Origin of the sequence: Halosimplex rarum, assembly GCF_047715405.1 — an archaeon.
GTDB lineage: Archaea > Halobacteriota > Halobacteria > Halobacteriales > Haloarculaceae > Halosimplex > Halosimplex rarum.
Map to the genome: position 1 here is coordinate 1,053,842 of NZ_CP180412.1, position 22,679 is coordinate 1,076,520.

Sequence of the window (22,679 nt, forward strand, 5' to 3'; positions counted from 1 at the left end):
ACGTTTTCCCGGTGAGCGCGCAAGCCCGTTTGTGAGCCTCTTCGCCGAGTTCCAGATCCCGTCGACGGATTTCGCGCTGTCCTCCACGCTCGACCGACTGCCCGACCTAGTGGTCGAGATCGACCGAGTCGCCGCGACAGACGAACTGCTGACGCCGTACTTCTGGGTGTCCGACGTCGACCTCGACGTCTTCGAATCGGTCGCGGCCGAAGACCCCACCGTGTCCGACCTCCGCCGACTCGACGACTTCGAGTCGGCGTCGCTCTACCGGGCCAGCTGGACGGGCGACGTCGACACGGTCGTCTACGCCTACACGCAGGGCGGGGCGACGATCCTCGAAGCCAAGGGCCAGGACGGCGTCTGGGACATCAAGATCCGCTTCGACGACCGCGACCCGTTCGACGAGTTCAGGGCGTTCACCGACGACCGCGACGTCTCCTTTCGCCTCGAACAGCTCTACGAGACGTCCCATCCGCGGACCGGGAGCCGATACGGCCTCTCGGAGAAACAGCACGAGGCCCTGAACATCGCCTGGGAGCTGGGCTACTTCGAGGAGCCACGCGAGACGACGCTCGACGCGGTCGCGGAGGAACTCGGCATCACCAGGCAGTCCCTCTCGCAGCGGCTGCGACGGGGCCACCACGCGCTGGTCGCCAACACGATCCGGGTGACGCCGCTCGACGAGGAGAAAGCGTCGCTTTCCCCGACCGGTGACTGATAAACCCCTGCCGTGCGCAGTACGAAGGCCTACCCGGATGGCGCCACACATCTCTGTATGGAAACCCATCCGGCCGACGAGACGACATCGGTAACGGACGCCTTCGGGCTGCTCGGCCACCGGTATCGTCGGTACACGGTCCGGACGCTCGACGAGCACCGGTGCGAGCTCGCGCTGGCGGACCTGGCCGACGAGGCCGCGCGCCGGGAGTACGACGCCGACCTGAGCGCCATCGCCTCCGAAGACGTCCGGGAGCTGTATCTGTCGCTCTATCACACGCACGTCCCGAAGCTGGCCGCGGGGAACGCCATCGCCTACGACCAGGACGCGGACATCGTCGCCCCGCTCGACCGTATCGAGTCGCTCGCGCAGGTCCTCGACGCCATCGAGTGAGACCCGTCACGCAGCGCTGAACGCGAATGCCCAGCGGTGCGTGAACACCGTGCCGCCGGGTTCCCGCCGCGGACCGGAGATCGGTCACGGCCGCGCTTCCCCGTGATTGATGTACCCCGTCACCGACAGCGGTGGTATGAACGAGGGGTTGCGGGTGCGCGAACGGATCGGCGTCGCCGACGTCGTCACGCTCGCGAACGCCGTCGTCGGCTTCGTCGCCGGCGTCGTCGCGCTGTCGGACCCCGCGCTCGCCGCGCGACTCGTCCTGCTGGCCGCCATCGCCGACGCGCTCGACGGCATCGCCGCCAGACAGTTCGGCGGTACCGAGGTCGGCCCGCTGCTCGACTCCGTGACGGACGTGGTCTCCTTCGGCGCGACGCCCGCCCTCCTCGTGTACGGCATCGCGGCAGCGGAGTGGGGCTGGCTCGGCGACGGGCTGGCCGCGGCGCCGCCCGCTCAGGCCGCCGCCGCGCTCGGGACCGGCTCGCTGTTCGTGGTCTTCTCGATCGTCAGGACCGCCCTCTACAGCGAGTTCGTCGGCGAGGGCGAGAACCGGCCGGGCATCCAGAACACGCTCGGGGCGACGATCCTCGCCGCCGCGTACCTCGCCGGGCTGACCTGGATCCCCGGCCTCCTCGCGGTCGCGTCGGTCCTCTCGCTGGCGATGGTCGCTCCCGTTCCCTACCCGAAACTTCGGGCGCGTGACGCCGGCGTGCTCGGCGTGGTCCAGGCGGCCGCTATCGTCGCGCCGCTGGCGTTCTCACGGGCGTTTCCGCGAGTTCTGCTGGTCTCCGCGCTCGCGTACATGATCCTCGGGCCGCGCTACTACTGGGGAGAGTGACCGGGACGACTCCGCAGCGACCGGCCGGACCGGCGTGGTCCGCCCCGGCTATCGCTTGACGACCGCCAGCCGGTTTCCGGAGGCCGGGGCCGAGAGAGTGCGCTGACCGCCGCCGCTGACGACGTCCGAATCGGTCCAGGCCGCCTCGTCCGCGTCGAGCCAGCGGACCTCGAACGATCCGTCCGTCCCGGTGAGGTCGAGGTCGACCGCACCCCCCTCAGGGAAGTAGACGACGTACGCGCTCCCCGGGTCGGCGGCGCAGTACGCTTCGTTCGGATCCCGGTCCGAGAGCAGGTCGTTCCGCGGGGAGAGGGCGAGAAACGGAAGTTCCTCCTCGATCATGCGGACGGAACGGATCTGTGCCCTGGCGCGCTCGTCCAGTCCGATCCCCCACCGGGTCGGGCGATGGAACCGGGCGGACGCGGCGCCGCCGAGCAGGTTCCGCCAGAACCGCTCGACGGCTTCCGCGGCGCTGCCAGCCGAGGCGTTCTCCGCGTCGGTGCCGTAGATCTTGACGTTGTTGAACGGTCGCGGACCGACGTGTTCCTCGATCTCCTGGCGCCAGTCCCGGAGGGCGTCCCAGTGGGCCTGTCCGGTGTACCCTTTCGAGTCCTGGTTCGCCTGCGACACCTCGACGAACGTGATCGTCTCCGGGTACCGACGGGCGACAGCGACCGAGCGCCCGGGCCACATGTTCATGCTGGTCACGTCGACGTCTCTCCCGACGCTGTCGGCCCGCTCGTGCACGTACTCCGCCCAGTGACGCTCCCACTCCTCGCCGGTCGTCGACTCGTTGTTGACGTTGTAGATGACGTGCTCGTACTCGAACGCGACGTCGAGGACGCGGTCGACGAAGCGCTCGAGGTGCGGGTAGACGACCTCGTTGCGGTCCACCGCCTGGTGGATGTCCGCCGCGCTCGCGATCCCGGAATCGTAGCGGCCGTAATTGACGTTGTTCTGGTGGGCGAATGGGTGACTCTCCGAGAGGTCGTGCTGGTCCCAGAGTGTGAGATGCACGACGATGTCGCGAGCGGCCGTCTCGTCGAGGAAGTCCTCCAGCCGCTCGAAGTACGTCTCGTTGAAGGAGGTGAGGTCGTAGGCGCCGTCGTAGACCTCGTCGAACGCGTGGACGTCGTTGCCCCCCCGGTCGGACATCGTGTTCCGGATGTAGTTTCCGCCGACCGCCACCAGTTCGTCGAGGTGGTCGCGAAGCTGGTCCCCGGTCCACTGGAACGGGTTGTCAGTGTTCGATCCCCCGACGAGAAGCGTCGGCTCGCCGTCGTACTCCCAGTACCACGGGTCCTCCCCCGCGACGCCGATTCCCGCGTCTGCCATGACGTCACATCTCCGATGTCCCTGAAATACTTTGGCGAACAGGAGGGACGCGCTGGATCGGTTGCCCGGGGACCGCGGCCTGTCTCCCCGGAGACCACCCGAACCTTTTTCGGCCAGTCAACCGACGGTCGAACCGTGGTTTACGAGACGGGAAATCGCACGATTGACGACGCCGTCGAGCGCGTGCTGGCGGGCGAGCGACTCGACCGTCGGGACGGGCTGGCGCTGATCGCCCAGCCGGTCGACGAACTCGCCGCGGCGGCCGACGCGGTCCGCGCGCACTTCGGCGACGGGACGGTCGACGCCTGTTCGATCGTCAACGCGAAGGCCGGCGACTGCGCCGAGGACTGCGGCTTCTGCGCCCAGTCGGTCCACTTCGACACCGGCATCGAGACCTACGGCTTCCTCGACCCCGAGTCGATCCTCGAATCGGCCAAGCGGGCCGAACGCGACGGGGCCCAGCGCTTCGGCATCGTCGTCGCCGAGAAGGGCGTCTCGAAGGAACGCCGCCCCGGGGAGTGGGAGGAGGTCCTCCGCGCCATCAGGTTGGTCCGCGACGAGACCGACGTGGAGGTCGACGCTTCTCTGGGCATCCTCACCGAGGAGGAGGCCGGGATCCTCGCCGACGAGGGGATCAACCACTACAATCACAACATCGAGACCTCGCCGAACTTCTTCCCCGAGATCGTCGACTCGCACGCCTTCGAGGACCGGGTTGAGACGCTCGAAGTGGCCAAGGAGGCGGGAATGGACCTGTGCGCCGGCGTCATCCTCGGGATGGGCGAGAGCCCGACCGACCGGGTCGACGCGGCGATCGCATTACAGGACGTCGGCGTCTCGTCGCTCCCCGTCAACATCCTCAACCCCGTCGCGGGGACGCCGCTCGGCGAACGCTTCGACGACGGGGCCGAGATCACGACCGAGGAGATAATCCAGACCATCGCGGTGTACCGGCTGCTCCACCCCGAGGCGCGAGTCCGCCTGACCGGCGGTCGGGAGGCGAACCTCGCCGAGGACGAGCAGCACCTGCCGTTCGAGGCGGGCGCCGACGGCATGCTCACCGGCGACTACCTGACGACCGAGGGCCAGTCCGCCGCCGACGACATCGAGATCGTCGAGCGCGCCGGACTGGAGCCGAATCGCGACGCGAACGACTTCGACCCCGATGTGGTGAAGGAGCGCGCGGCCGACCGACGGGCGGCCGCGGACGGAGCGAGCGGCGATAGCGCGGAACGGAGTTCCGCGGGCCGTTCGAGCGAGCCTCGCTCGCGAGAAGAAGCCGCGAGCCGCGACCGGGAGGGAGCGACGGCCGACGACGAGACGGACACCGCCGCGGGCAGCGCGACCAGCAACGTTTCGGACTGACGACGCAGCGACGACACTCACACCATGGACGACGTGACATTCGCGGTACTCGGCACCGGTGGCATCGGCAGACGAACGCTCGACGTCTCCCGACACAAGGAGGGGCTCACCCCGGTCGCGGCCTGCGACCGCGACGGCGTCGCCGTCGACGAGGAGGGCCTCGACGTGGCGGAACTCCTCGACGCGACCGAGGGCAACGTCGCCTCCGGTCCCGAGGAATCGGCGGACGGTACCACGCCGGCGACGCCGACCGACGACTACGCCTCGGACGGCGGTCTCGCGAGCAGCGCGAGTGAGACCTCGTCGGACCCTCGGTCCGACGGCGGTGCGGCCGCGGTCGAGGGATCCACCGCCAGCGACGGCGTGAAACAGACCGGGGAGGGCGCCGGAATCGTCGCCAGCGATCAGGGCGAACCGACGGAGACGCCCATCGACGACGTGATCGCCGAGAGCGACGCGATCGACGCCGTTCTGATCGCGCTCCCGAACCTCGAACACGACTTCATCCCGCGGATAGCCGAGCGTTTCGCCGACGCCGGCTACGAGGGCGTCCTCGTCGACGTGCTCAAGCGCTCGCGCGTCATCGGGATGCTCGACGACCGCGCGGAGGCCCTGGAGGACAGCGGCATCACCTTCGTCTGCGGCGCAGGCGCGACGCCGGGCTTTCTGACCGGCGCGGCCGCGCTCACCGCCCAGTCGTTCGTCGAGGTCGAGGAGGTCGAGATCTGGTGGGGCGTCGGTCTCAAGTCCGGCTACGAGGACAACCGCGGGACCGTCCGCGAGGACATCGCCCACCTCGACGGCTACGACGTCCAGACGGCCCGCGAGATGAGCGACGAGGAGATCGAGGACCTCGTCGACGAGCACGACGGCGTGCTGGAGTTCCGCGACATGGAACACGCCGACGACGTCCTCCTCGAACGAGCGGGCATCTGCGACGCCGACGACGTGACCGTCGGCGGCGTGCTCGACGTACGCTCCGACGAGAAGCCGACGACGACCACCGTCCGCGTGACCGGCCGCACTTTCGACGGCGAGCGCGGGACGAACACCTTCGAACTGGACGACGCGACCAGCATGGAAGCCAACGTCAACGGCCCGGCGCTGGGCTACCTGAAGGCGGCCGTCCTCCGCAACCGCGCCGGCGACTACGGCGTCTACGGCCCCGCCGAGATCATGCCGAGTTTCTGAACCGCCCTCGAACTGGTCCGTGGCGCGGTGGCACGTATCGAGCATCGTTTTGTGCCACCGGTCCGGACGGTCGATATGGTCGATCTGGCGCCGTTCGTGGAGTACTGCGAGTTCGGCGGAGACCGGGTGTATCTCCTGCTGGCGATCGCGCGGTCGAAGGAGAACGAGAACCCGGGAGGCGCCGACGCGCCGGCGATCCGGAAGGTCGTCGAGAGCGAGGCCGACCTGGAGCGGAAGACGGCGGAACTGGCCCACGCGACGACCCGCTTCGAGGAGCGGTTCCGCCTCTATCTGACGGTGAACGCCCGTGACGCGCTCGATGCCACGTTCGCGCTCCGGCGGTCGATGGACGACTGGATCGAGGCACGGCTCCACGGCGACGAGGGCGTGCGTGCGAAGTTCAAACGTGTCGACAGCGAGTTCAAATCGGCGCTCCAGTCGGACGGCTGCCGCGACGAGACGAACTTCCTCTTCGACCTCGACGACGCGACCGCCGCGGACCGCGACCAGTTGCGCTCACAGCTGGACGGGCACACGACCGTCTCCCTCGTCAGGGAGACGCCGAACGGCTACCACCTCGTCACCGAGCCGTTCGACTACAACCGACTGGAGACGGACGTCGCGTACGAGCTGAAGACCGACGGCCTGGTTTTCGTCTCGTATCTCGGAGAGTGAGGGTCCCGCAGAGACCGGCCGTTCGGTGGAACCGAAAGGACGAGGGACCACCCGGGCGGGGGAACTGGTATGACCGACCGCGGGTTCGACCTCCAGAGGCGGTTACGCGAGCGCGAGCGGCAGGGGCTCCGCCGGGACCTCAGGCCGGCCGAGGCGGTCGGAGCACGCGCCCGGTTCGCCGACGATCCGCGCGGCGACGCGCCCGACTACGGCGCGGAGTCGCTCGTGTTCGCCTCGAACGACTACCTCGGACTCACCGGCGACCGTCGGGTCCAGCGGGCGGCCGAACTCGCCGCCCGCTCGGTGGGCACCGGCGCCGGCGCCTCGCGGCTCGTGACCGGCGACACCGGGCTTCACCGCGCGCTCGAACGCGACCTGGCCGACTGCAAGGGGACCGAGCGCGCGCTCGTCTTCTCCTCGGGCTACGCCGCGAACGTCGGGACTATCGACGCGCTCGCGCCCGACGTGGTCTTCTCCGACGAACTGAACCACGCGAGCATCGTCGACGGCTGCCGGATCGGCGCCGACGAGACGGTCGTCTACGACCACGCCGACCCCGACGACCTGCGTGCGAAGATGGCCCAGCGAGCGACCGAATCGCTCGACCGCGGTGCCGAGGAGGACTGGCTCGTCGTCACGGACTCCGTGTTCTCGATGGACGGCGACGCGGCGCCGCTAGAAGCGCTCTGCGACGTCGCCGACGCGTTCGGCGCGTGGGTGATGGTCGACGAGGCCCACGCGACGGGACTGTTCGGCGACGGCGGCGGGATCGTCCAGCGCGAGGGGCTCTCCGACCGAGTCGACGTGCAACTCGGGACGCTCTCGAAGGCGCTGGCGAGCCAGGGCGGCTATGTCGCCGGTGACGAGGCGCTCGTCGAGTACCTGCTGAACGCCGCCCGATCGTTCGTGTTCTCGACCGGGCTCGCGCCTCCGGCCGTCGGCGCGGCGCGCGAGTCGTTGCGGATCGCCCGCGAAACCGGCCGCCCCGACCGCCTCTGGGAGACGGTCGAGACGCTCCGCGCGGGCCTCGAAGCGATGGGGTACGAGGTGCTCGGGGAGACGCAGGTCCTCCCCGTCCTCGTGGGTGACCGCGACGACGCGCTCGCACTCGGGGACCGGCTCGCCGAGAAGGGTGTCGTGGCGCCGGCGATCCGTCCACCGACCGTCCCCGAGGGGACGGCTCGAATTCGGGGGGCGCCGACGGCGACGCACACTGCCGAGGAGGTCGACCGCTGTCTGGAGGCCTTCGAATCGGCAGGTCGGGAGGTGGGACTGCTGTGACGGATGCGAACTCGGCTCCGGATCGGGAGACGGACGCGACCGCAGACGGCCCGTCGGAGCTACACGCGGACGACGTGACTGACTTCGCCGTCGTCGGGACCGACACCGGCGTCGGCAAGACCGTCGTGACCGCAGGACTGGTCGGGTGGCTTCGCGAGTCGGGCATCGACGCCCGCGCCGTCAAACCGGTCCAGACGGGCTACCCGCCGGACGACGACGCGGGGTTCGTCGCAGAGGCTTGCGGGACCGACGACGCCGCGACCTGCCTCGAACGGTTGGAACCTCCGCTCGCGCCGGCCGTCGCCGCGAAGCGAGAGGGCGTGGAACTCTCGTACGAGCGCATCCGCGAGGGCTGCGAAGACGCGCTCGCCGAAGCGTCGGTCGGTGTCGTCGAGGGGATCGGTGGGCTGCGCGTCCCGCTGGCCGGAGATGCGGAGGTCGTTGACCTGGTCGCCGACCTGGACGTCCCCGCGCTCGTCGTCGCTCGGTCGGGACTGGGGACGCTCAATCACTCCGCGCTCACGGTCGAGGCGCTCGAACGCCGCGGGTGCAGCGTCCACGGGATCGTCCTGAACGAGTACGCAGGCGTCTCCGTCGCCGAACGCACGAACCCGGAGACGCTGCGAGCGATGACCGGCTGTCCGGTGTGGACGCTCCCGCCGCTGTCACTCGAGGACCCGACGGTAGCGGTCACGGGCGTCCGGGAGCGACTCCCGAACGGCGCCGTTCCGGGCACGTGACCAGCGGTCGGCCGCGAACCGCTGTCCGGGTAGGGGTATAAAGGGAACGGTGGGGCGCGAGCCCCGGCGTGTGACACTACGGAGCCAACTGACTCCAACGGAAACAGCGCATTTCGCCATATAAGTGCCGTCTATCGTTCTAGCGCTATACGCGCCTTTGAGTGCGGTAGCGCGACGTTATCGCTGTCTGAAACCTGGAATGGGGGCGCTACCCACGGGCCGAACCCCTGTTTCGACTGCGACGCCGTCGGTCGTTAATCACCGCTTTCGAGGAGATCGGCGAGGTCGGCGTGGTCCGAGAGGAGTTCGACCATGCGGTCGACGGTCTCGGGGTCGCGCGTGCGACCGGTGCTCAGCACGTCTTCGAGGCGGTCGACGGTGATCTTCGTGTCCGACTGGACGAGCAGGATCGGCACGTCGGCCTCGGCGGCCTTGCCGAGGATGGCCCCAGACGGCCTGAGCCCGCCCGTGAGGACGATGCACTCGATGCCCGGTGCTTCGAGCGCGGCGGCCTGGATCTCCGCGCGGTCGCCGCCGGTGACCATCGCGGCGTTGCGCATGCGCCGGAAGTGACGCAGGGCGGCGTCGCTGCCCATCGCGCCGACGGCGAAGCGCTCGACGAAGCCGTCCATCGAGGCCTGGGGGTTCAGAACGTCCGCGCCGAGCGCGTCCGCCAGGTCGGCGACGGTGACACCGGCCAGTTCCTGCACTCGTGGGACGATACCCAGCACCGGGATGTCACGGGTCTCGAGGAACGGGACGACGTCGGTGTTCAGCGACTCGAAGTTGCCGTCGGCGACGGCGTTGAACAGCACGCCGGCGAGGTTGCCGTCGAACTGGCGCGCGGCCGCGAGCACTTCGTCCACGTCGGCGGGATTCGTGTAGCCGCCGACGAGGAGCGTCCGCGCGTCGAGCAGTTCGGCCACGTCGGGGTCGGTCAGGCCGACGATGCCGCCCGTCTCCAGTCGGCCGCCCCCCTCGATGACGACGAGGTCGTACGCCTCGGCGAGGGCGTCGTAGTGCTCGCGGACGCGCTCGCGCACCTCGCCGTCGCGGTTGCCGCGGATCGCCTCCTCGATGAACGCCGGCGAGTACACCACCGGTTCGAGTTCCGAGAGGTCGCGGTCGATGCCGAGCATCTCCTTGGCGAGGATCGGGTCCTCGTCGCGGGTTTTCCCGACTGGGCTCTTTAGACGTGTGCCCTTCGGCTTGAAGTAGCCGACGTCGAGGCCCTCCTCCTGGGCGAGTTTCGCGACGGCGATCGCGATGGCTGTCTTGCCGGTGCCTTCTCCGGTCGAGGTGACGAATATCGGTTTCATAGTTGCTCCTGGTCGATGGTGAGTCGCACGTCGACGGCCCGGACGCCGTCCGGCGTCGCGACGAGCGGGTTGATGTCGAGTTCGACGATGGCGGGGAAGTCGGTGACGAGCTGCGAGAGGCGCTGGATGGTCTCGACGACCGCCGCCTCGTCGACGGGGTCCCGGCCGCGAGCCCCTCGCAACAGCGGCGCGGCCTCGATCTCGTCCAGCATCTCCCTGGCCGACGGCTCGCTGACGGGCGCCACGCGGACCGTGGTGTCTTCGAGCACCTCGACGAAGATGCCGCCGAGGCCGAAGAGGACGAGCGGCCCGAACTGCGGGTCGCGGTTCATCCCGGCGATGGTCTCGACGGCGCCGTCCATGTCGAGCATCTCCTGGACCTGCACGCCGAGGATGGTCGCGTCCGGCTGGTAGTTCCGCGCCCGAGTCACCAGGTCCTCGTACGTGTCGGCGACTTCTTCGGGCGGGACGCCGACGGCGACGCCGCCGATGTCCGATTTATGCAGGATGTCAGGGCTGACGATCTTCATGACGACTTCGTCGCCGCCGCCCACTCGCTCGGCCGCCTCGACCGCGCCAGAGCGCGAGTCGACGATATCGGACGCGGGCGTCGGGATGCCGTAGGCGTCGAGCAGTCCCATCGCCTCGACACCGAGGCGATTGGTGTCGCGCCGACCGGCCGATTCGAGGATCTCGCGTGCCGCCTCGCGGTCGACGTCGAACGTCTCGGGTTCGGCGTACTCGCGGCGACTGATCTCGCGGTACTCCCGGAGCGCGTCCAGGCTTCGGACGGCGCGGGCGGGGTCGAAGTACGTCGGGATGCCCGCCGCCGAGAGCGTGTCGTTGGCCGCGCGCGTCGACGACCCGCCCATCAGCGTCGCCGCGACGGGCATCTCGTACTCGGCCTGGAGGTCGACGACGGACTCGGCCAGCGCCTCGTAGGAAAGCGTCGCCGTCGGACACGCGACCACGACGGCGGCGCCGACGCTCGGGTCGGCCAGGGCGATGTCGAGGGCTTCCTCGAATCGCTCGACGGGCGCGTCGCCGATGATGTCCACCGGGTTGTAGACGTTCGCCTCGTCGGGCAGCGCTTGCTGAAAAGTCTCGATGGTGTCGTCGGTGAACGACGCCAGCGAGAGGTCGGAGTCGCCGACGGCGTCGGTCGTCATCACGCCGGGGCCGCCGGCGTTGGTGACGATGGCGATGCCGTCGCGCTCGGGCAGGGGCTGGCCCGCGAGGATGCTCCCGAAGTCGAAGAGATCCTGGACGGTCTCGACGCGGAGCACGCCGGCCTGGTCGAGCGCCGCCTCGTAGGCGGCCTCCGACCCCGCGATGGCGCCGGTGTGGGAGGCGGCGGCCGACGCGCCGGCCTCGGTGCGGCCCGACTTGACGACGACGATGGGCGTGTCGGACGACACCTCGCGGGCCGACTCGACGAACGCCCGGCCGTCGACCACGTCTTCGAGGTAGCCGAGGATGACGTCTGTGTCGGGGTCGTCGCCCCACTCCGCGACGAAGTCGCTCTCGTCGAGGACGGCCTTGTTACCGAGCGAGACGACGTTGTGGAAGCCGAGATTGCGGTCGTTCGCCCAGTCGACGACGGCGGTGACGAACGCGCCCGACTGGCTCATGAACGAGATCGAGCCGGGTCGGGCGTTTTCGGGGCCGAACGTGGCGTTCATGCCGAGATCGGTGTTCATGATGCCGAGGCTGTTGGGACCGACGAGGTTGAGGTCGAACTCCGCGGCGAGTTCGCGGAGTTCGCGCTCGCGCGAGGCGCCCTCGCTGCCGGACTCGCCGAAGCCCGCGGTGATGACGACCACGTCGCGGACGCCGGCCTCGCCGGCCTCGCGGATGGCGTCGAGGACGATGGAGGGGGGCACGACGATGACGGCCACGTCTACATCGGGAACGTCCGTCACGCTGTCGTGTGACTCCAGACCCAGCACCTCGTCTTTCGTGGGGTTGACGGCGACCACGTCCCCCTCGAAGTCGGCGAGGAGGTTCGCCGTGATCGCGCGACCGACGGACCCCTCGCGGTCGGTCGCGCCCACGACCGCGATACGGTCGGGTTCGAACAACGTTGCTAACTGGCCCATCTACTCCCGACTTCGAGTCGGGTCCGTTTATAAACTGTCCCGGTTCTCAGACCGCAAGAAGAGGCGGCCCCCCGGTCTCCACCGACGGCCGCCCCCAAGTGGAGTCCGTCACCCCTCGGCGACGACCGTCGGCGTCGCGTCGGCGAGTTCCTCGATCCGGTCGGGAGCGATCGGGAAGACCGCCTCGGGCGTGCCCGCGGCGGCCCAGACGGTCTCGAACTCGCGGAGCCACTCGTCGATGTAGACGGGGACGCTCGTGTCGTGACAGAACGGCGGGACGCCGCCGATCGCCCAGCCCAGCGTCTCCTTGATTTCGTCGGCGTCGGCCATCCGCACCTCTGCGGTGGAGACGCCCCGGAGGTCGGCGAGACGCTGCTCGCTCACTCTGTGCGCGCCGCTCGTCACCACGACGACGAGTTCGTCTGCGACCATCGCGATGGAACTCGCGATCTGGGCCACGTCGCAGCCGATCGCCTCGGCCGCGTCCGCGGCGGTCTTCGTCCCTTCGGGGAACTCCCGTACCTCTAGGTCGACGCCGAGTTCGGTCGCGCACCGTTCGAACTCACTCGCCCGCGGATGCATGCGGTCTCCTACGGAGCAGGATTATAAATGCGCTGGCACCGTCGATCCGACCCAATGACCAGGGACGAACTGGCGGCGTTCGACGACGCGGTTCTGGCCGACGCGGCCGACGACAACGACGTTTCGGTCGACCGACTCGCGGCGCTCGTCCGCACCCACCAATCGAACGTGCGGGACCTCCCCGGCGTCGAGGACATCGTCTACGAGTGGCGCAACTACTTCCACCAGGATCCGCTGGTCGGGCGGACGGAAGGCGCGTACTACCTGGCGCTGCCCGACCACGTCTGGGAGGAGTTCGTGGAGGACATGGGTATCGAAGGCGCGGAACGGGCGGCGCTCCTCGCAGTCCACGACCGGCAGGCCCGCACCGCGGAGCCCGCCGCGGGCGTCGACGCGGCCCGTCTCGACGGTGACGCCGCCCTCGTGCTAACTCGTCCGTAAGCCCATCCACCTCGGTTTCGTCGACGTTCTACCGCTTGCGAGCCACGGATCTCGAACCCGTTCGGGCACAGATCGAGGGCAGACTCGAACAATCTAGATTTCTTTAGCAACAATCCTGTTTTCGGTTGTCCAAAATTATTCTTTTCGAGTGCCAAACCTTAAGTGCGGAGCGAACGAACAAACGGATGTAATGAGCACCCAGAAACACGTCCTGCAAGAGGCCGGCACGGTCGAGGAGAACTCGCTGCGGCTCGAACAGGGGAAGGCCGAGCAGATCGTCGACGCGTTGAACACTGACCTGGCGGCGACGTACGTGCTGTACCACCAGCTGAAGAAGCACCACTGGAACGTCGAGGGCGCGGAGTTCCGCGACCTCCACCTGTTCCTCGGCGAGGCCGCCGAGCACGCCGAGGAGGCCGCCGACGAGATCGCCGAGCGACTGCAGGCCCTCGGCGGGACGCCGGTGTCGAACCCGGTGAACATCGCCGAGACGGCGCCCGTCGAGTTCGAGGGCGACGACGTCTACGACATCCGCACGTCGCTGGCGAACGATCTCGAGGTGTACGGCGACATCATCGAGTCCCAGCGCGAACACGTCGAGCTCGCCTCCGACCTGGGCGACCACGCCTCCGCGGAGATCCTCCGCGAGATCCTGGTTCAGACCGAAGAGGACGCCCACCACGTCGAACACTACCTCGAAGAAGACACGCTGGTCACCGACGCCGCGATCGAGAAGTAACGAGTCGCCGCGCTACTGTCGGACGTCGACGGTGAGGTCCGTCGCGATCCACCCGTCGCCGTTGTCCGATTCCGTGAACACGGTTTTCGTCTCCGTGGTCGAGTACGCGGATATCTCGGGAGATTCCGCCTGCGGGTGTTCCTCCGACGGTTCCGACGGCCGCCGTCCGTCCGCCGACTCGTCCGTTGTTTCCATGCCTGAGTTTAGGCGAACCTAAAGGAATAAGGGTTGCGGTCGGTCCCGTTATTTGACGGCACGTCGCGGTACCCGTCGACCGCGCTCTCCCCAGAAGATCAGACCGGAGTCCGTGGGGTTGAGTAGGGCGGTCGCGAAGGCAGTGCATGGAACCTCTTTCGGTCGGACTCGTCGGCTGCGGGAACATCAGCGAGCGATACCTAGACGCCGACGACGTGTTCGACGCGTTCGAACTGGTCGCCTGCGCGGACCTCGACGAGGACCTCGCGCGGTCGACCGCCGAGGAACACGGCATCGAGGCGCTGCCAACCGACGAACTGCTCGCCGACGAGTCGGTCGAGGCGGTCGTCAACCTGACGCCGCCCCACGCTCACGCACAGGTCATCACGGAGGCCCTCGAATCGGGTAATCACGTCTACACAGAGAAGCCGTTCGCCACCACGGTCGAGGACGCCGCGGACATCGTCGAAACGGCGGCCGAGCAGGACCTCCTCGTCGGCTCCGCGCCCGACACGTTCCTCGGGGCGGGCCTCCAGACCGCCCGGCAGGTCATCGACGAAGGCCGGATCGGCGAGCCGGTCGGCGCGACCGCTCACTGGACGTCTCCCGGACACGAGCGCTGGCACCCGAACCCGGACCTCTACTACCAGGAAGGCGGGGGGCCGCTGTTCGACATGGGGCCGTACTACGTCACCGCGCTGGTGTTCCTGCTCGGGGGCGCGACCCGCGTCGCCGGGTCGGTCTCCCGGCCGCACGACACCCGGACGATCGGGAGCGAACCGCGTAAAGGCGAGGAGATCGACGTCGAGGTGCCGACCCACGAGACCGGCCTCGTCGACTTCGCGAACGGCGCGACGGCGGACCTGCTGATGAGCTTCGACGTCGAGGCGTCGACGCTCCCCTCCCCGGCATTCGAGATATACGGCACCGAGGCGACGCTCGCGCTCCCGGACCCGAACCACTTCGAGGGACCGGTCCGGATCCGCAGCGACGACGACGACGAGTGGGAGACCGTCCCGCTCACGCACGACTACACCGCCGGCCGCGGCGCCGGCGTCGCCGACCTCGCGTACGCGGTCCGAAGTGACTGGGATCACCGCACGAGCGGCGACCTGGCCGCGCACGTGCTCGAGATCATGTCGGCCGTCCGGACCTCGTCGGCCGAGAGCGCGTTCGCGACCGTCGACTCCGACCCCGGCCGTCCCGCGCCGCTCCCGGCGGCGTTCCCGGACGTGGACCTGTGAGGTCGGAGTCGGGTCGTCCTGCCGACCCGTCGCCGACCCCGTGCGAGTAGTGACGTTTTTTCCGTCGGCGCTCGAAGGTCGGGACATGGCCGACGACGATTCCGGCGAGGACCTCTCGCGGCTGGTGGCCGACCTCGTCCGGACCCTCCGCGAACTCGAAGCGGAACTGGAGCCGCCCAGCCCCGAGGACGGCCCGCGCCTGCCGACCCCGCGGGACCTGCGCCGGCTCACGAGCGAGGTCGCGATCCCGGGCCTCATCCTCGTGCTCGAAACGAACATCCGCGCGCTCAGACTCCTCCAGCGCGCGCTCCGCATGGCGGAGGGCGCCGACCGGGCACAGGAGGGGACCGAGCAGGTCCGCGAGCGCGCTCGCGCCGCGAGCGAGACCACACTCTCGCGCCTCGACGACGCGCTCGTCGAGTTACAGGACGCCGTCGAGGGACGCCCGAGCAACGACGAGGCCGCCGACCTGCTCGACGACGCTCGCGAACTGCGAGCGGAGATTCAGGAGCGCATCCGCGAGAGCACTCAGTCCGCGGGGAGCGACGGAGGCGGCCCTTCGGACGGATCCAGCGAGGGCGGCGAAGCGGCGGGAAGCGACGAGGCCGACGACGACGGCGAAGATAGCGAAGCCGAGAGCGATCCGGCGGCCGCCGTCGACGTCGACGCCGAACTCGAATCGATCAAGCGCGAACTCGACGACCTGCCCGGGACCGGGGACGGCGCCGTCTCGGCGTCGGGGCCCGCTTCGCCCTCGGAAGACGGCGACGACGGAACGACGCAGTCGGACTCGCAGGGGCCGGAATCGCCGGGCGAGGAAGAACCGGACGACGGTTCTGCAGACAGTCGCGGCGACGCCGGAACCGATAGCGCGGACGCGGGCGACGACGCGGGCGGATCTGACGACAGCCGGTAGCGGAATCGGTCACACCGGCGGCGAGTCACAACGCGTCGACTCGCCGGTGCGGTCCGGGGATCTCACTTCTATCGGACGGTGCAGGAGCGGCCGGTGTCCACAGCCCACAGAATCATGAATGGAAAAACATAATGATTTATTATGCACCACCACCTGCGTTCAGATACCCATGACGCCGACCGAGCGAATCGGGGACCGGCGCGCCGAACTGTACGTCCGGGAGACGCTCCCGGCGCCCGCGGCGCGACAGCGAGCGCGACTCCGGGACAGACTCCGCGCCTTCGAAGCCGAGGGCCGCGTCGACGGGTTCGACGTGTTCGACTGTCCGAAGCGGATCCGTTGCGAGAACCCGGCCGACGTAGACGCTCGCGATCGATACCTCGCGTTCACGCGGTGGGCGCGCGAGCGAGGGCTCTCGCTCGCTCCGCCCTTCCAGACGCGTGAGTGCTACGCGATGGACACCGGCGAGAAGAGCGAGTGGCTGGTGTTCCCCGCGATCTCGCTCGCCGTCTACGACGACGGCGACCTCGTCGCCGTCTACCCGCACGCCGACGGCGAGACGTACCGCTCGGTCGCGGATGGGTTGTCCGCGCTCGCCGGGGCCGACGACGACGACTCTGCCGAGGACACCGAACCCGCACCCATCACCACTGCCGACTGACTCTGATCTGTCAACAGAGGGTCACCACGGGTTCCCACGGTTCGCGCAGTCGGTTCGACCCCGGCAGAACGACCGGTTCACTCCGGTCCGGGCGCGCCTCGACGCTCGTTGCTGCGAGAAACCGTGCTTCGACGATTACGCCGGCTCGAACCGATACCCGTCCCACTCCTGGCTCTCTGGAACCTTGATACCGACATCGGGGTCACGGAGTTCCTCGGCGTAGACCGGTTCGACCGCATCGCCCGTCTCGACTTCCTCGGTCGTGACCTGGCCGATGGCGCGGACGTACCCGTCGGCGAGGTCCTCCCCGGAGAGGTCGAACTCGACGATGGCGAGCGTGTTCGGTTCGCGGACGCCCGGCGGCGTCTTCGTGCTGTGGGTCCAGGTCACCACTTCGCCGGTGCGGTCGGCCAGGTCGATCGTTTCGGTCTGTTTCTCGCCGCACTCCGGGCAGAGGGTGTGTCCGGGGTACGTGACGTGTCCGTTCTCGCAGACGTGGGCGTCGAACGACATTATCGTGCCTCCATGATGGTTGTGATGACGCAGTTCCCGAACCCGCCGACGTTGCACGCGAGGCCGGTGTCGGCCTCGACCTGCCGCGGTCCGGCATCGCCGACGAGTTGTTTGTATATCTCGTAGCCCTGTGCGACGCCGCTCGCGCCGAGCGGGTGGCCCTTCGATTTGAGTCCGCCCGAGGTGTTGATCGGCAGTTCACCGTCACGCTCGGTGCGACCCTCGTCCATCTGCTTCCAGGCCTCGCCGTGCTCGGCGAACCCGCAGCCCTCCATCTGGAGGAACTCCAGGATGGTGAACATGTCGTGCAGTTCGGCAACGTCGACGTCCTCGGGGCCGAGCCCGGCCATCTCGTAGGCCTGGTCGCTGGAGTCGACGACGCCGCCCATGACTGTCGGGTCGTCGCGCTCGTGGACGACGTGGGTGTCGGTCGCACCGGAGATGCCCGATATCACCGCGTAGTCGTCGGTGATCGCTTTGGCTCGCTCCTCGGTCGTGAACACCATCCCCGCACTCCCGTCCGTGATGGGACAGAAGTCGTACAGCCTGAGGGGGTCGGCAACGATGGGGCTCTCCAGCGCGGTCTCGATGTCGATCTCCTTCTGGAACTGCGCGTGGGGATTGTCCACGCCGTTCTTGTGGTTCTTGACCGCGACTTTGGCGAGCGACTCGCGGGGAGCGTCGAACCGTTCGAGGTAGTGTCGGGCGGTCATGCCCGCGAACGAGGGCAGGGTGAGCCCGTGTTTGTACTCGGCAGGATGGGTGATCGAGGCGATGATGTCCGTCGCCTCGGCCGTCGAGCGGTGGGTCATCTTCTCGCCGCCCACGAGCATCGTCATGTCGCTCGCGCCGGAGGCGATCGATTGCCAGGCCTCGTAGATGCCGGCGCCGCCCGACGAGGAGGTCTGGTCGACCCGTTCGCTGTAGGCGGGCATGAGGCCCAGGTCGTGGGCGAGGGCGTTCATGATCCCGCCCTGGCCCTCGAACTCGCCGCTGGCCATGTTCGAGACGTACAGGTGCTCGACGTCGTCGGGGGTTATCCCGGCGTCTTCGAGCGCGGCCTCGCCCGCCTGGGCGATGAGCTCGCGTATCCAGGCGTCGCGCTGACCGAACTTCGTCATCGACGCGCCGATCACTGCGACTGTCATGTGCGAAGCGTCGAAGGGGTGTAATGTGGGTGTTACGGTGGATCCACCCAGGAGCGCGTCAGTAGAACGAGCGGCCCCGCTCAGTAGAACGAGCGCGCCGCCGCCTTCCACTCCTCGCCGCGTCGCACGTCTTTCGGCCAGCGACTGCGACCGCGCGCTTTCATTCGACTCGCCAGCTTCCACGAGTCGACCCGGTCGGGTTCGTCGTCCGCGGCTGCGGCAGCGGCCGCCGCGACCTGTCGGTCGTGGAGGTGGGCGCCCACCGCCGACGCGATCGCCGCCGCTTCGGCCTCGTCCGCGTCCGCGGGGATCGACACCGACACCTCGGAGTCGTCGAGCGCGACCGTCACCGTCTCGTCGCCCTCGGTCGACTCGTTCGACGCCTCCGAACCGCCGTCTGAGAGCTCTGCTTCGGCCATTACAGTGGGATGTTGCCGTGGTCTTTCGGCGGGCTGTCCTCGCGCTTGCGCTCCAGCATCTCCAGGTCGCGGATGAGGCGCTTGCGCGTGTCCTTCGGTTCGATTACGTCGTCGAGGTACCCGCGCTTGGCGGGGCCGTAGGGGTGGGCGAACTCCTCGCGGAACTCGTCCATCAGCTCCTGGCGGCGGGCGTCGGTGTCCGCTGCTTGCTGGAGCTCCTTCCGATAGAGAATGTTCACCGCGCCGCGGGGCCCGAGCACCGCCATCTCCGAGGCGGGCCACGCGTAGTTCACGTCCGACCCGAGGAACTTCGAGGACATGACGATGTAGGCACCGCCGTAGGCCTTGCGCACCACGACGGAGAGCAGCGGGACCGTCGCCTCCGCGTAGGCGTAGATGAGCTTCGCGCCCCGGCGGATGATCCCGTTGTGCTCCTGATCGGTGCCGGGCATGAACCCCGGCACGTCGACCAACGAGACGATGGGCACGTTGAACGAGTCGCAGGTCCGGATGAACCGGGCCGCCTTCTCCGAGGCGTCGATGTCGAGCGTGCCCGCGCTGACGCGGGGCTGGTTGGCGACGATGCCGACGACTCGCCCGTCCATCCGCGCGTACCCGACGACGACGTTGCGCGCCCAGTTCTCGTGGACCTCGAAGAAGGAGTCCTCGTCGACCACTCGGTCGATGACCTTCGTCATGTCGTAGGGCTTGCGCGGCGCCTCCGGGACGATGTCGGTGATCCCGTCGAGCTCCCGGTCGGGGTCGTCCCACGACGACACCTGGGGCGGATCCTCCATGTTGTTCTGGGGCAGGTACGAGAGCAGTCGCCGGATGTTATCCAGCGCCGCTTCCTCGTCCTGACAGGCGAAGTGCGCGACGCCGGACTTCGTGGAATGGGAGCCCGCGCCGCCCAGTTCCTCCTTCGACACCTGCTCGCCGGTGACCGTCTCGATGACGTCCGGCCCGGTGATGAACATGTGCGAGGTGTCCTGGACCATGAACGTGAAGTCGGTCAGCGCCGGCGAGTAGGTCGCGCCGCCGGCGCAGGGACCCATGATGGCCGAGATCTGGGGGATCATCCCCGAGGCCTTCGTGTTGCGCTCGAATATCTTGGCGAACCCGACCAGCGAGTCGACGCCCTCCTGGATGCGCGCGCCGCCCGAGTCGTTCAGGCCGACGACCGGAACCCCCGCCTCGGTGGCGCGGTCCATCACCTTGCAGATCTTCTCGGCGACCACTTCCCCCACGGAGCCGCCGAGGACGGTGAAGTCGTGGGCGAAGACGAACACCTTGCGTCCGTTCACGTCGCCGTAGCCCGTGACGACCGCGTCGCCGGGGAACTCCTTTTCGTCCATCCCGAAGTTGGTCGAGCGGTGCTCGACGAAGGCGTCGATCTCGGTGAACGTGCCGTCGTCGAGGAGGTACTCGACGCGCTCGTGGGCGGTCATCTTGCCGCGGGCGTGCTGGCGCTCGATGCGCTCCTCGCCGCCGCCCAACCGCGACTCCTCGCGACGCCGCCGGAGCTCCTCCAGCGGTGACTCCTCGCCCGCGGTGTCGTCGCCCGCTGCTGTGCCCGGCCCGTCTGTCGCGTCGTCGGTCTCGTCGCTGCTCATCTCACCACTCCATGCCGCCGTTGACGCCGATGACCTGTCCCGTCATGTAACTCGACTCCTCGCTGGCGACGAACGAGACGATCCCGCAGATGTCCTCCACAGTCGCGAAGCGGTTGAGCGGGATGTCGCGCAGGATCTTCTCCTGGACGCGTTCGGGGACCTCCTCGAGCATGTCGGTCGCGACGAACCCCGGCGCGATGCAGTTGGCCGTCGACCCCGACGAGGCCATCTCCAGGGCGAGCGTCCGCGTGAACCCGAACAAGCCGGACTTCGTCGTCGCGTAGTTGGCCTGGCCGTAGTTGCCCTGCTGGCCGACGACCGAGGAGATGTTGATGAGTCGGCCGTGGCGCGACTCCTTGATGTCGTCGAAGAACGTCTTCGTGCAGTTGTACACGCCGCCGAGGTTGACGTCGATGACCGCCTCCCAGTCGTCGCGGCTCATGTTCTCGAACTTCTTGTCGACGGTGATCCCCGCGTTGTTGACGAGCACGTCGACCGGCCCGAGCGCGTCGCGGATCTCCTCGCCCATCGCCTGCACGTCGTCGAAGTCGGACACGTCCGCCTGCGCGGCGATCGCCGTCCCGCCGTCGTCTTCGATCGACTCGACGACCGCCTTCGCTTCCGCCGCCGACGAGCGGTAGTTGACCACCACGTCGGCACCGCGGTCCGCGAGGTCCTCCGCGATACCCTTCCCGATACCCCGGGAACTCCCCGTCACGAGACACGTCTGGTCGTCCAGGTTCATGGGGAACACCCCCCGTCGCGTCGGTGCGTTCTCATGTCCTACAGTGGCCCCCGGAAACGGGTTAATAGTTCCCCTTGGACTATTTACATAATATATCGATCCTCTCCGGACGGGGAGACGACGGGAAGCGCGGACGAGCGACGATAGACGGCCCGTCGCGGCCGATCCGTGACCGCCGGACACATCCCGGACACGTTTCTATTCCTACGAAGGTAATAGGGCATCCGTCCCGGTCGACAGCCGTCCGGGGACCGATAACGACAGTTTCTTTAGGCCGACCTAAACACGTACGAGTACGAGACCGATGACACGGGACATCTGCGTCGTGGTGCCGACGATACGGGAATACGAGTGCGTGCGGGCGTACGCCGAGAACGCCCGCGAGCACGGGTTCGACCTCGACAGACTGCAGGTCGTGCTCGTCACCGAGGACTTCTGCGAGACCGACGAGATGGCGGCGATGCTCGACGAAGAGGGGCTCTCGGGGGAGGTCTTCGACGGGACTCGCCGCGAGCAGTGGTACCGCCGCCACGGCGTCGCCGAGTACGAGCACGTCGTCCCGGCCGCGAGCCACGCCGAGACGAGTTTCGGCCTGCTGTACATGTGGGCCGGCGACTACGACGTCGGTTTCTTCATCGACGACGACACGCTGCCCCACGAGGAGTACGACTTCTTCGGACGCCACCTCGACAACCTGGCGTACGAGGGCGAGATAACCGAAGTCTCCTCGGACGAGCGATGGGTGAACGTCCTCTATCAGAACGTCGACGACCACGAACTCTACCCACGGGGCTACCCCTACAGCGCGATGGGCGAGACCGTCGAGACGGACGCGACGGACGTCGACGACGTGGTCGCCTCGCAGGGCCTGTGGACGAACGTGCCCGATCTGGACGCCGTTCGCATCCTCATGGACGGCGACTTGCAGGGGCAGGCCCAGACACGGCTCAGCGCCGACGACTACGGCGAGGACTTCGTCGCCGCCGAGGGCGACTACCTCACCGTGTGCTCGATGAATCTGGCCTTCCGCCGCGAGGTGATCCCCGCGTTCTACCAGCTACCGATGGACGACAACGAGTGGGACGTGGGCCGCTTCGACGACATCTGGAGCGGCGTCTTCCTCAAGCGCGCCTGCGACGTGCTCGGCAAGCAGATCTACAACGGCGGACCCCTCTGTGAGCACAACAAGGCGCCGCGCTCGACGTTCGGCGACCTCAACAACGAGGTGCCCGGGCTGGAACTCAACGAGCACGTCTGGGAGATCGCGGACGGGGTCGGCGGCGACGCCGACAGCTTCGCCGGCGTCTTCGAGGCCATCGCGGGCGCGCTCGCCGACGGCGAGTTCGACTACGAGAACGGGGAGTTCCTCAACTTCGTGGGCGACCACATGCGCGACTGGCTCGCCTGTCTCGACGCGCTCGACGCATCGCGCCCCGAGCGGAGCGCGGCCGCCACCGACGACTGACGCCCCGGAACGATACCGGGAGGTTTTTATTTCTTTAGGGT

At 68.4% G+C, this 22,679-nt stretch carries 24 protein-coding genes; 14 read left to right on the top strand and 10 right to left on the bottom strand.

The genetic code is table 11. The features are described 5' to 3' along the window. Window positions 1-31: 31 nt before the first annotated feature. From ACMGFH_RS05195 to ACMGFH_RS05205, 3 genes are all read left to right on the top strand, one after another. Window positions 32-718 carry a helix-turn-helix domain-containing protein gene (locus ACMGFH_RS05195; protein WP_415381748.1) on the top strand — a complete coding sequence of 229 codons (687 nt, stop codon included), beginning with the start codon at window positions 32-34 and terminating at the stop codon, window positions 716-718. A gap of 57 nt (window positions 719-775) precedes the next feature. After that, window positions 776-1,111: a hypothetical protein gene (locus tag ACMGFH_RS05200; RefSeq protein WP_415381749.1), complete on the top strand. Its 336-nt coding sequence runs from the start codon at window positions 776-778 to the stop codon at window positions 1,109-1,111. Between the two features lie 136 nt (window positions 1,112-1,247). Then, window positions 1,248-1,952, top strand: a complete 705-nt coding sequence (locus tag ACMGFH_RS05205) for a protein sorting system archaetidylserine synthase (protein ID WP_415381750.1) — start codon at window positions 1,248-1,250, stop codon at window positions 1,950-1,952. Window positions 1,953-2,000: 48 nt separating this feature from the next. Here ACMGFH_RS05205 and ACMGFH_RS05210 read toward each other — a convergent pair whose 3' ends face one another. Beyond that, window positions 2,001-3,287 (bottom strand): hypothetical protein, encoded by a 1,287-nt coding sequence (locus ACMGFH_RS05210; protein WP_415381751.1) that lies wholly within the window; start codon window positions 3,285-3,287, stop codon window positions 2,001-2,003. Between the two features lie 135 nt (window positions 3,288-3,422). Here ACMGFH_RS05210 and bioB point away from each other — a divergent pair, with 135 nt between their 5' ends. From bioB to bioD, 5 genes are all read left to right on the top strand, one after another. Then, the gene (gene bioB / locus ACMGFH_RS05215; protein WP_415381752.1) at window positions 3,423-4,652 is read left to right on the top strand and encodes a biotin synthase BioB; all 1,230 of its coding nucleotides are present in this window, start codon (window positions 3,423-3,425) and stop codon (window positions 4,650-4,652) included. A gap of 24 nt (window positions 4,653-4,676) precedes the next feature. Then, the gene (locus ACMGFH_RS05220; RefSeq protein WP_415381753.1) at window positions 4,677-5,843 is read left to right on the top strand and encodes a transcriptional regulator; all 1,167 of its coding nucleotides are present in this window, start codon (window positions 4,677-4,679) and stop codon (window positions 5,841-5,843) included. 75 nt (window positions 5,844-5,918) lie between these two features. Next, on the top strand, window positions 5,919-6,518 hold the full coding sequence (locus ACMGFH_RS05225) for a hypothetical protein (RefSeq protein WP_415381754.1): 600 nt from the start codon (window positions 5,919-5,921) through the stop codon (window positions 6,516-6,518). A gap of 69 nt (window positions 6,519-6,587) precedes the next feature. Next, window positions 6,588-7,799, top strand: coding sequence for an aminotransferase class I/II-fold pyridoxal phosphate-dependent enzyme (locus ACMGFH_RS05230; RefSeq protein WP_415381755.1), 1,212 nt, complete (start codon window positions 6,588-6,590; stop codon window positions 7,797-7,799). Between the two features lie 74 nt (window positions 7,800-7,873). Then, on the top strand, window positions 7,874-8,539 hold the full coding sequence (gene bioD / locus ACMGFH_RS05235; protein WP_415383200.1) for a dethiobiotin synthase: 666 nt from the start codon (window positions 7,874-7,876) through the stop codon (window positions 8,537-8,539). Between the two features lie 254 nt (window positions 8,540-8,793). Here the strand turns inward: bioD and ACMGFH_RS05240 are convergent, their stop codons facing one another. From ACMGFH_RS05240 to ACMGFH_RS05250, 3 genes are all read right to left on the bottom strand, one after another. Then, window positions 8,794-9,858 carry a phosphotransacetylase family protein gene (locus tag ACMGFH_RS05240; protein WP_415381756.1) on the bottom strand — a complete coding sequence of 355 codons (1,065 nt, stop codon included), beginning with the start codon at window positions 9,856-9,858 and terminating at the stop codon, window positions 8,794-8,796. After that, window positions 9,855-11,957 carry an acetate--CoA ligase family protein gene (locus ACMGFH_RS05245; RefSeq protein ID WP_415381757.1) on the bottom strand — a complete coding sequence of 701 codons (2,103 nt, stop codon included), beginning with the start codon at window positions 11,955-11,957 and terminating at the stop codon, window positions 9,855-9,857. Before ACMGFH_RS05245 ends, ACMGFH_RS05240 begins: the two co-directional genes overlap by 4 nt. 108 nt (window positions 11,958-12,065) lie before the next feature. Next, window positions 12,066-12,539, bottom strand: a complete 474-nt coding sequence (locus tag ACMGFH_RS05250) for a YbaK/EbsC family protein (RefSeq protein ID WP_415381758.1) — start codon at window positions 12,537-12,539, stop codon at window positions 12,066-12,068. Window positions 12,540-12,593: 54 nt separating this feature from the next. On the opposite strand from ACMGFH_RS05250, the gene ACMGFH_RS05255 reads away from it, so the two are divergent. Both ACMGFH_RS05255 and dpsA read left to right on the top strand, forming a co-directional pair. Further along, window positions 12,594-12,980 carry a hypothetical protein gene (locus tag ACMGFH_RS05255; RefSeq protein WP_415381759.1) on the top strand — a complete coding sequence of 129 codons (387 nt, stop codon included), beginning with the start codon at window positions 12,594-12,596 and terminating at the stop codon, window positions 12,978-12,980. A 190-nt stretch (window positions 12,981-13,170) separates the two neighbouring features. Next, complete coding sequence (dpsA, locus tag ACMGFH_RS05260) at window positions 13,171-13,719, top strand: DNA starvation/stationary phase protection protein DpsA (RefSeq protein WP_415381760.1); 549 nt, start codon at window positions 13,171-13,173, stop codon at window positions 13,717-13,719. Between the two features lie 12 nt (window positions 13,720-13,731). On the opposite strand, the gene ACMGFH_RS05265 is transcribed toward dpsA, so the two are convergent. Continuing rightward, window positions 13,732-13,914 (bottom strand): hypothetical protein, encoded by a 183-nt coding sequence (locus ACMGFH_RS05265; protein WP_415381761.1) that lies wholly within the window; start codon window positions 13,912-13,914, stop codon window positions 13,732-13,734. 146 nt (window positions 13,915-14,060) lie between these two features. On the opposite strand from ACMGFH_RS05265, the gene ACMGFH_RS05270 reads away from it, so the two are divergent. From ACMGFH_RS05270 to ACMGFH_RS05280, 3 genes are all read left to right on the top strand, one after another. Then, complete coding sequence (locus tag ACMGFH_RS05270; protein ID WP_415381762.1) at window positions 14,061-15,158, top strand: Gfo/Idh/MocA family protein; 1,098 nt, start codon at window positions 14,061-14,063, stop codon at window positions 15,156-15,158. Window positions 15,159-15,243: 85 nt separating this feature from the next. Continuing rightward, window positions 15,244-16,074, top strand: a complete 831-nt coding sequence (locus ACMGFH_RS05275) for a hypothetical protein (protein ID WP_415381763.1) — start codon at window positions 15,244-15,246, stop codon at window positions 16,072-16,074. Window positions 16,075-16,243: 169 nt separating this feature from the next. After that, a complete protein-coding gene (locus tag ACMGFH_RS05280) occupies window positions 16,244-16,735 on the top strand; it encodes an HTH domain-containing protein (RefSeq protein ID WP_415381764.1) in 492 nt (163 codons plus the stop codon). A gap of 135 nt (window positions 16,736-16,870) precedes the next feature. Here ACMGFH_RS05280 and ACMGFH_RS05285 read toward each other — a convergent pair whose 3' ends face one another. The 5 genes from ACMGFH_RS05285 to fabG all read right to left on the bottom strand — a co-directional run bounded on the left by ACMGFH_RS05285 (window position 16,871) and on the right by fabG (window position 21,173). Next, window positions 16,871-17,248, bottom strand: coding sequence for a Zn-ribbon domain-containing OB-fold protein (locus ACMGFH_RS05285; RefSeq protein ID WP_415381765.1), 378 nt, complete (start codon window positions 17,246-17,248; stop codon window positions 16,871-16,873). After that, on the bottom strand, window positions 17,248-18,396 hold the full coding sequence (locus ACMGFH_RS05290) for a thiolase family protein (RefSeq protein WP_415381767.1): 1,149 nt from the start codon (window positions 18,394-18,396) through the stop codon (window positions 17,248-17,250). The genes ACMGFH_RS05285 and ACMGFH_RS05290 overlap by 1 nt, the downstream gene beginning before the upstream one ends. An 80-nt stretch (window positions 18,397-18,476) precedes the next feature. Continuing rightward, window positions 18,477-18,815 carry a hypothetical protein gene (locus ACMGFH_RS05295; protein WP_415381768.1) on the bottom strand — a complete coding sequence of 113 codons (339 nt, stop codon included), beginning with the start codon at window positions 18,813-18,815 and terminating at the stop codon, window positions 18,477-18,479. Further along, a complete protein-coding gene (locus tag ACMGFH_RS05300) occupies window positions 18,815-20,428 on the bottom strand; it encodes an acyl-CoA carboxylase subunit beta (RefSeq protein WP_415381769.1) in 1,614 nt (537 codons plus the stop codon). Before ACMGFH_RS05300 ends, ACMGFH_RS05295 begins: the two co-directional genes overlap by 1 nt. Window position 20,429: 1 nt before the next feature. Then, a complete protein-coding gene (fabG, locus tag ACMGFH_RS05305) occupies window positions 20,430-21,173 on the bottom strand; it encodes a 3-oxoacyl-[acyl-carrier-protein] reductase (protein WP_415381770.1) in 744 nt (247 codons plus the stop codon). 304 nt (window positions 21,174-21,477) lie between these two features. On the opposite strand from fabG, the gene ACMGFH_RS05310 reads away from it, so the two are divergent. Further along, window positions 21,478-22,638: an alpha-1 4-glucan-protein synthase gene (locus ACMGFH_RS05310; RefSeq protein ID WP_415381771.1), complete on the top strand. Its 1,161-nt coding sequence runs from the start codon at window positions 21,478-21,480 to the stop codon at window positions 22,636-22,638. Window positions 22,639-22,679: the final 41 nt, after the last annotated feature.

Coding starts and splice junctions, on each gene's coding strand:
- ACMGFH_RS05250 (WP_415381758.1), bottom strand. CDS start 12,539: ATGCATCCGCGGGCGAGTGAGTTCGAACGGTGCGCGACCGAACTCGGC.
- ACMGFH_RS05310 (WP_415381771.1), top strand. CDS start 21,478: ATGACACGGGACATCTGCGTCGTGGTGCCGACGATACGGGAATACGAG.
- ACMGFH_RS05290 (WP_415381767.1), bottom strand. CDS start 18,396: ATGACAGTCGCAGTGATCGGCGCGTCGATGACGAAGTTCGGTCAGCGC.
- ACMGFH_RS05300 (WP_415381769.1), bottom strand. CDS start 20,428: ATGAGCAGCGACGAGACCGACGACGCGACAGACGGGCCGGGCACAGCA.
- ACMGFH_RS05225 (WP_415381754.1), top strand. CDS start 5,919: ATGGTCGATCTGGCGCCGTTCGTGGAGTACTGCGAGTTCGGCGGAGAC.
- ACMGFH_RS05270 (WP_415381762.1), top strand. CDS start 14,061: ATGGAACCTCTTTCGGTCGGACTCGTCGGCTGCGGGAACATCAGCGAG.
- ACMGFH_RS05255 (WP_415381759.1), top strand. CDS start 12,594: ATGACCAGGGACGAACTGGCGGCGTTCGACGACGCGGTTCTGGCCGAC.
- ACMGFH_RS05210 (WP_415381751.1), bottom strand. CDS start 3,287: ATGGCAGACGCGGGAATCGGCGTCGCGGGGGAGGACCCGTGGTACTGG.
- ACMGFH_RS05230 (WP_415381755.1), top strand. CDS start 6,588: ATGACCGACCGCGGGTTCGACCTCCAGAGGCGGTTACGCGAGCGCGAG.
- ACMGFH_RS05280 (WP_415381764.1), top strand. CDS start 16,244: ATGACGCCGACCGAGCGAATCGGGGACCGGCGCGCCGAACTGTACGTC.
- ACMGFH_RS05220 (WP_415381753.1), top strand. CDS start 4,677: ATGGACGACGTGACATTCGCGGTACTCGGCACCGGTGGCATCGGCAGA.
- ACMGFH_RS05275 (WP_415381763.1), top strand. CDS start 15,244: ATGGCCGACGACGATTCCGGCGAGGACCTCTCGCGGCTGGTGGCCGAC.
- ACMGFH_RS05205 (WP_415381750.1), top strand. CDS start 1,248: ATGAACGAGGGGTTGCGGGTGCGCGAACGGATCGGCGTCGCCGACGTC.
- ACMGFH_RS05200 (WP_415381749.1), top strand. CDS start 776: ATGGAAACCCATCCGGCCGACGAGACGACATCGGTAACGGACGCCTTC.
- fabG (WP_415381770.1), bottom strand. CDS start 21,173: ATGAACCTGGACGACCAGACGTGTCTCGTGACGGGGAGTTCCCGGGGT.
- ACMGFH_RS05285 (WP_415381765.1), bottom strand. CDS start 17,248: ATGTCGTTCGACGCCCACGTCTGCGAGAACGGACACGTCACGTACCCC.
- ACMGFH_RS05240 (WP_415381756.1), bottom strand. CDS start 9,858: ATGAAACCGATATTCGTCACCTCGACCGGAGAAGGCACCGGCAAGACA.
- ACMGFH_RS05265 (WP_415381761.1), bottom strand. CDS start 13,914: ATGGAAACAACGGACGAGTCGGCGGACGGACGGCGGCCGTCGGAACCG.
- ACMGFH_RS05295 (WP_415381768.1), bottom strand. CDS start 18,815: ATGGCCGAAGCAGAGCTCTCAGACGGCGGTTCGGAGGCGTCGAACGAG.
- dpsA (WP_415381760.1), top strand. CDS start 13,171: ATGAGCACCCAGAAACACGTCCTGCAAGAGGCCGGCACGGTCGAGGAG.
- ACMGFH_RS05245 (WP_415381757.1), bottom strand. CDS start 11,957: ATGGGCCAGTTAGCAACGTTGTTCGAACCCGACCGTATCGCGGTCGTG.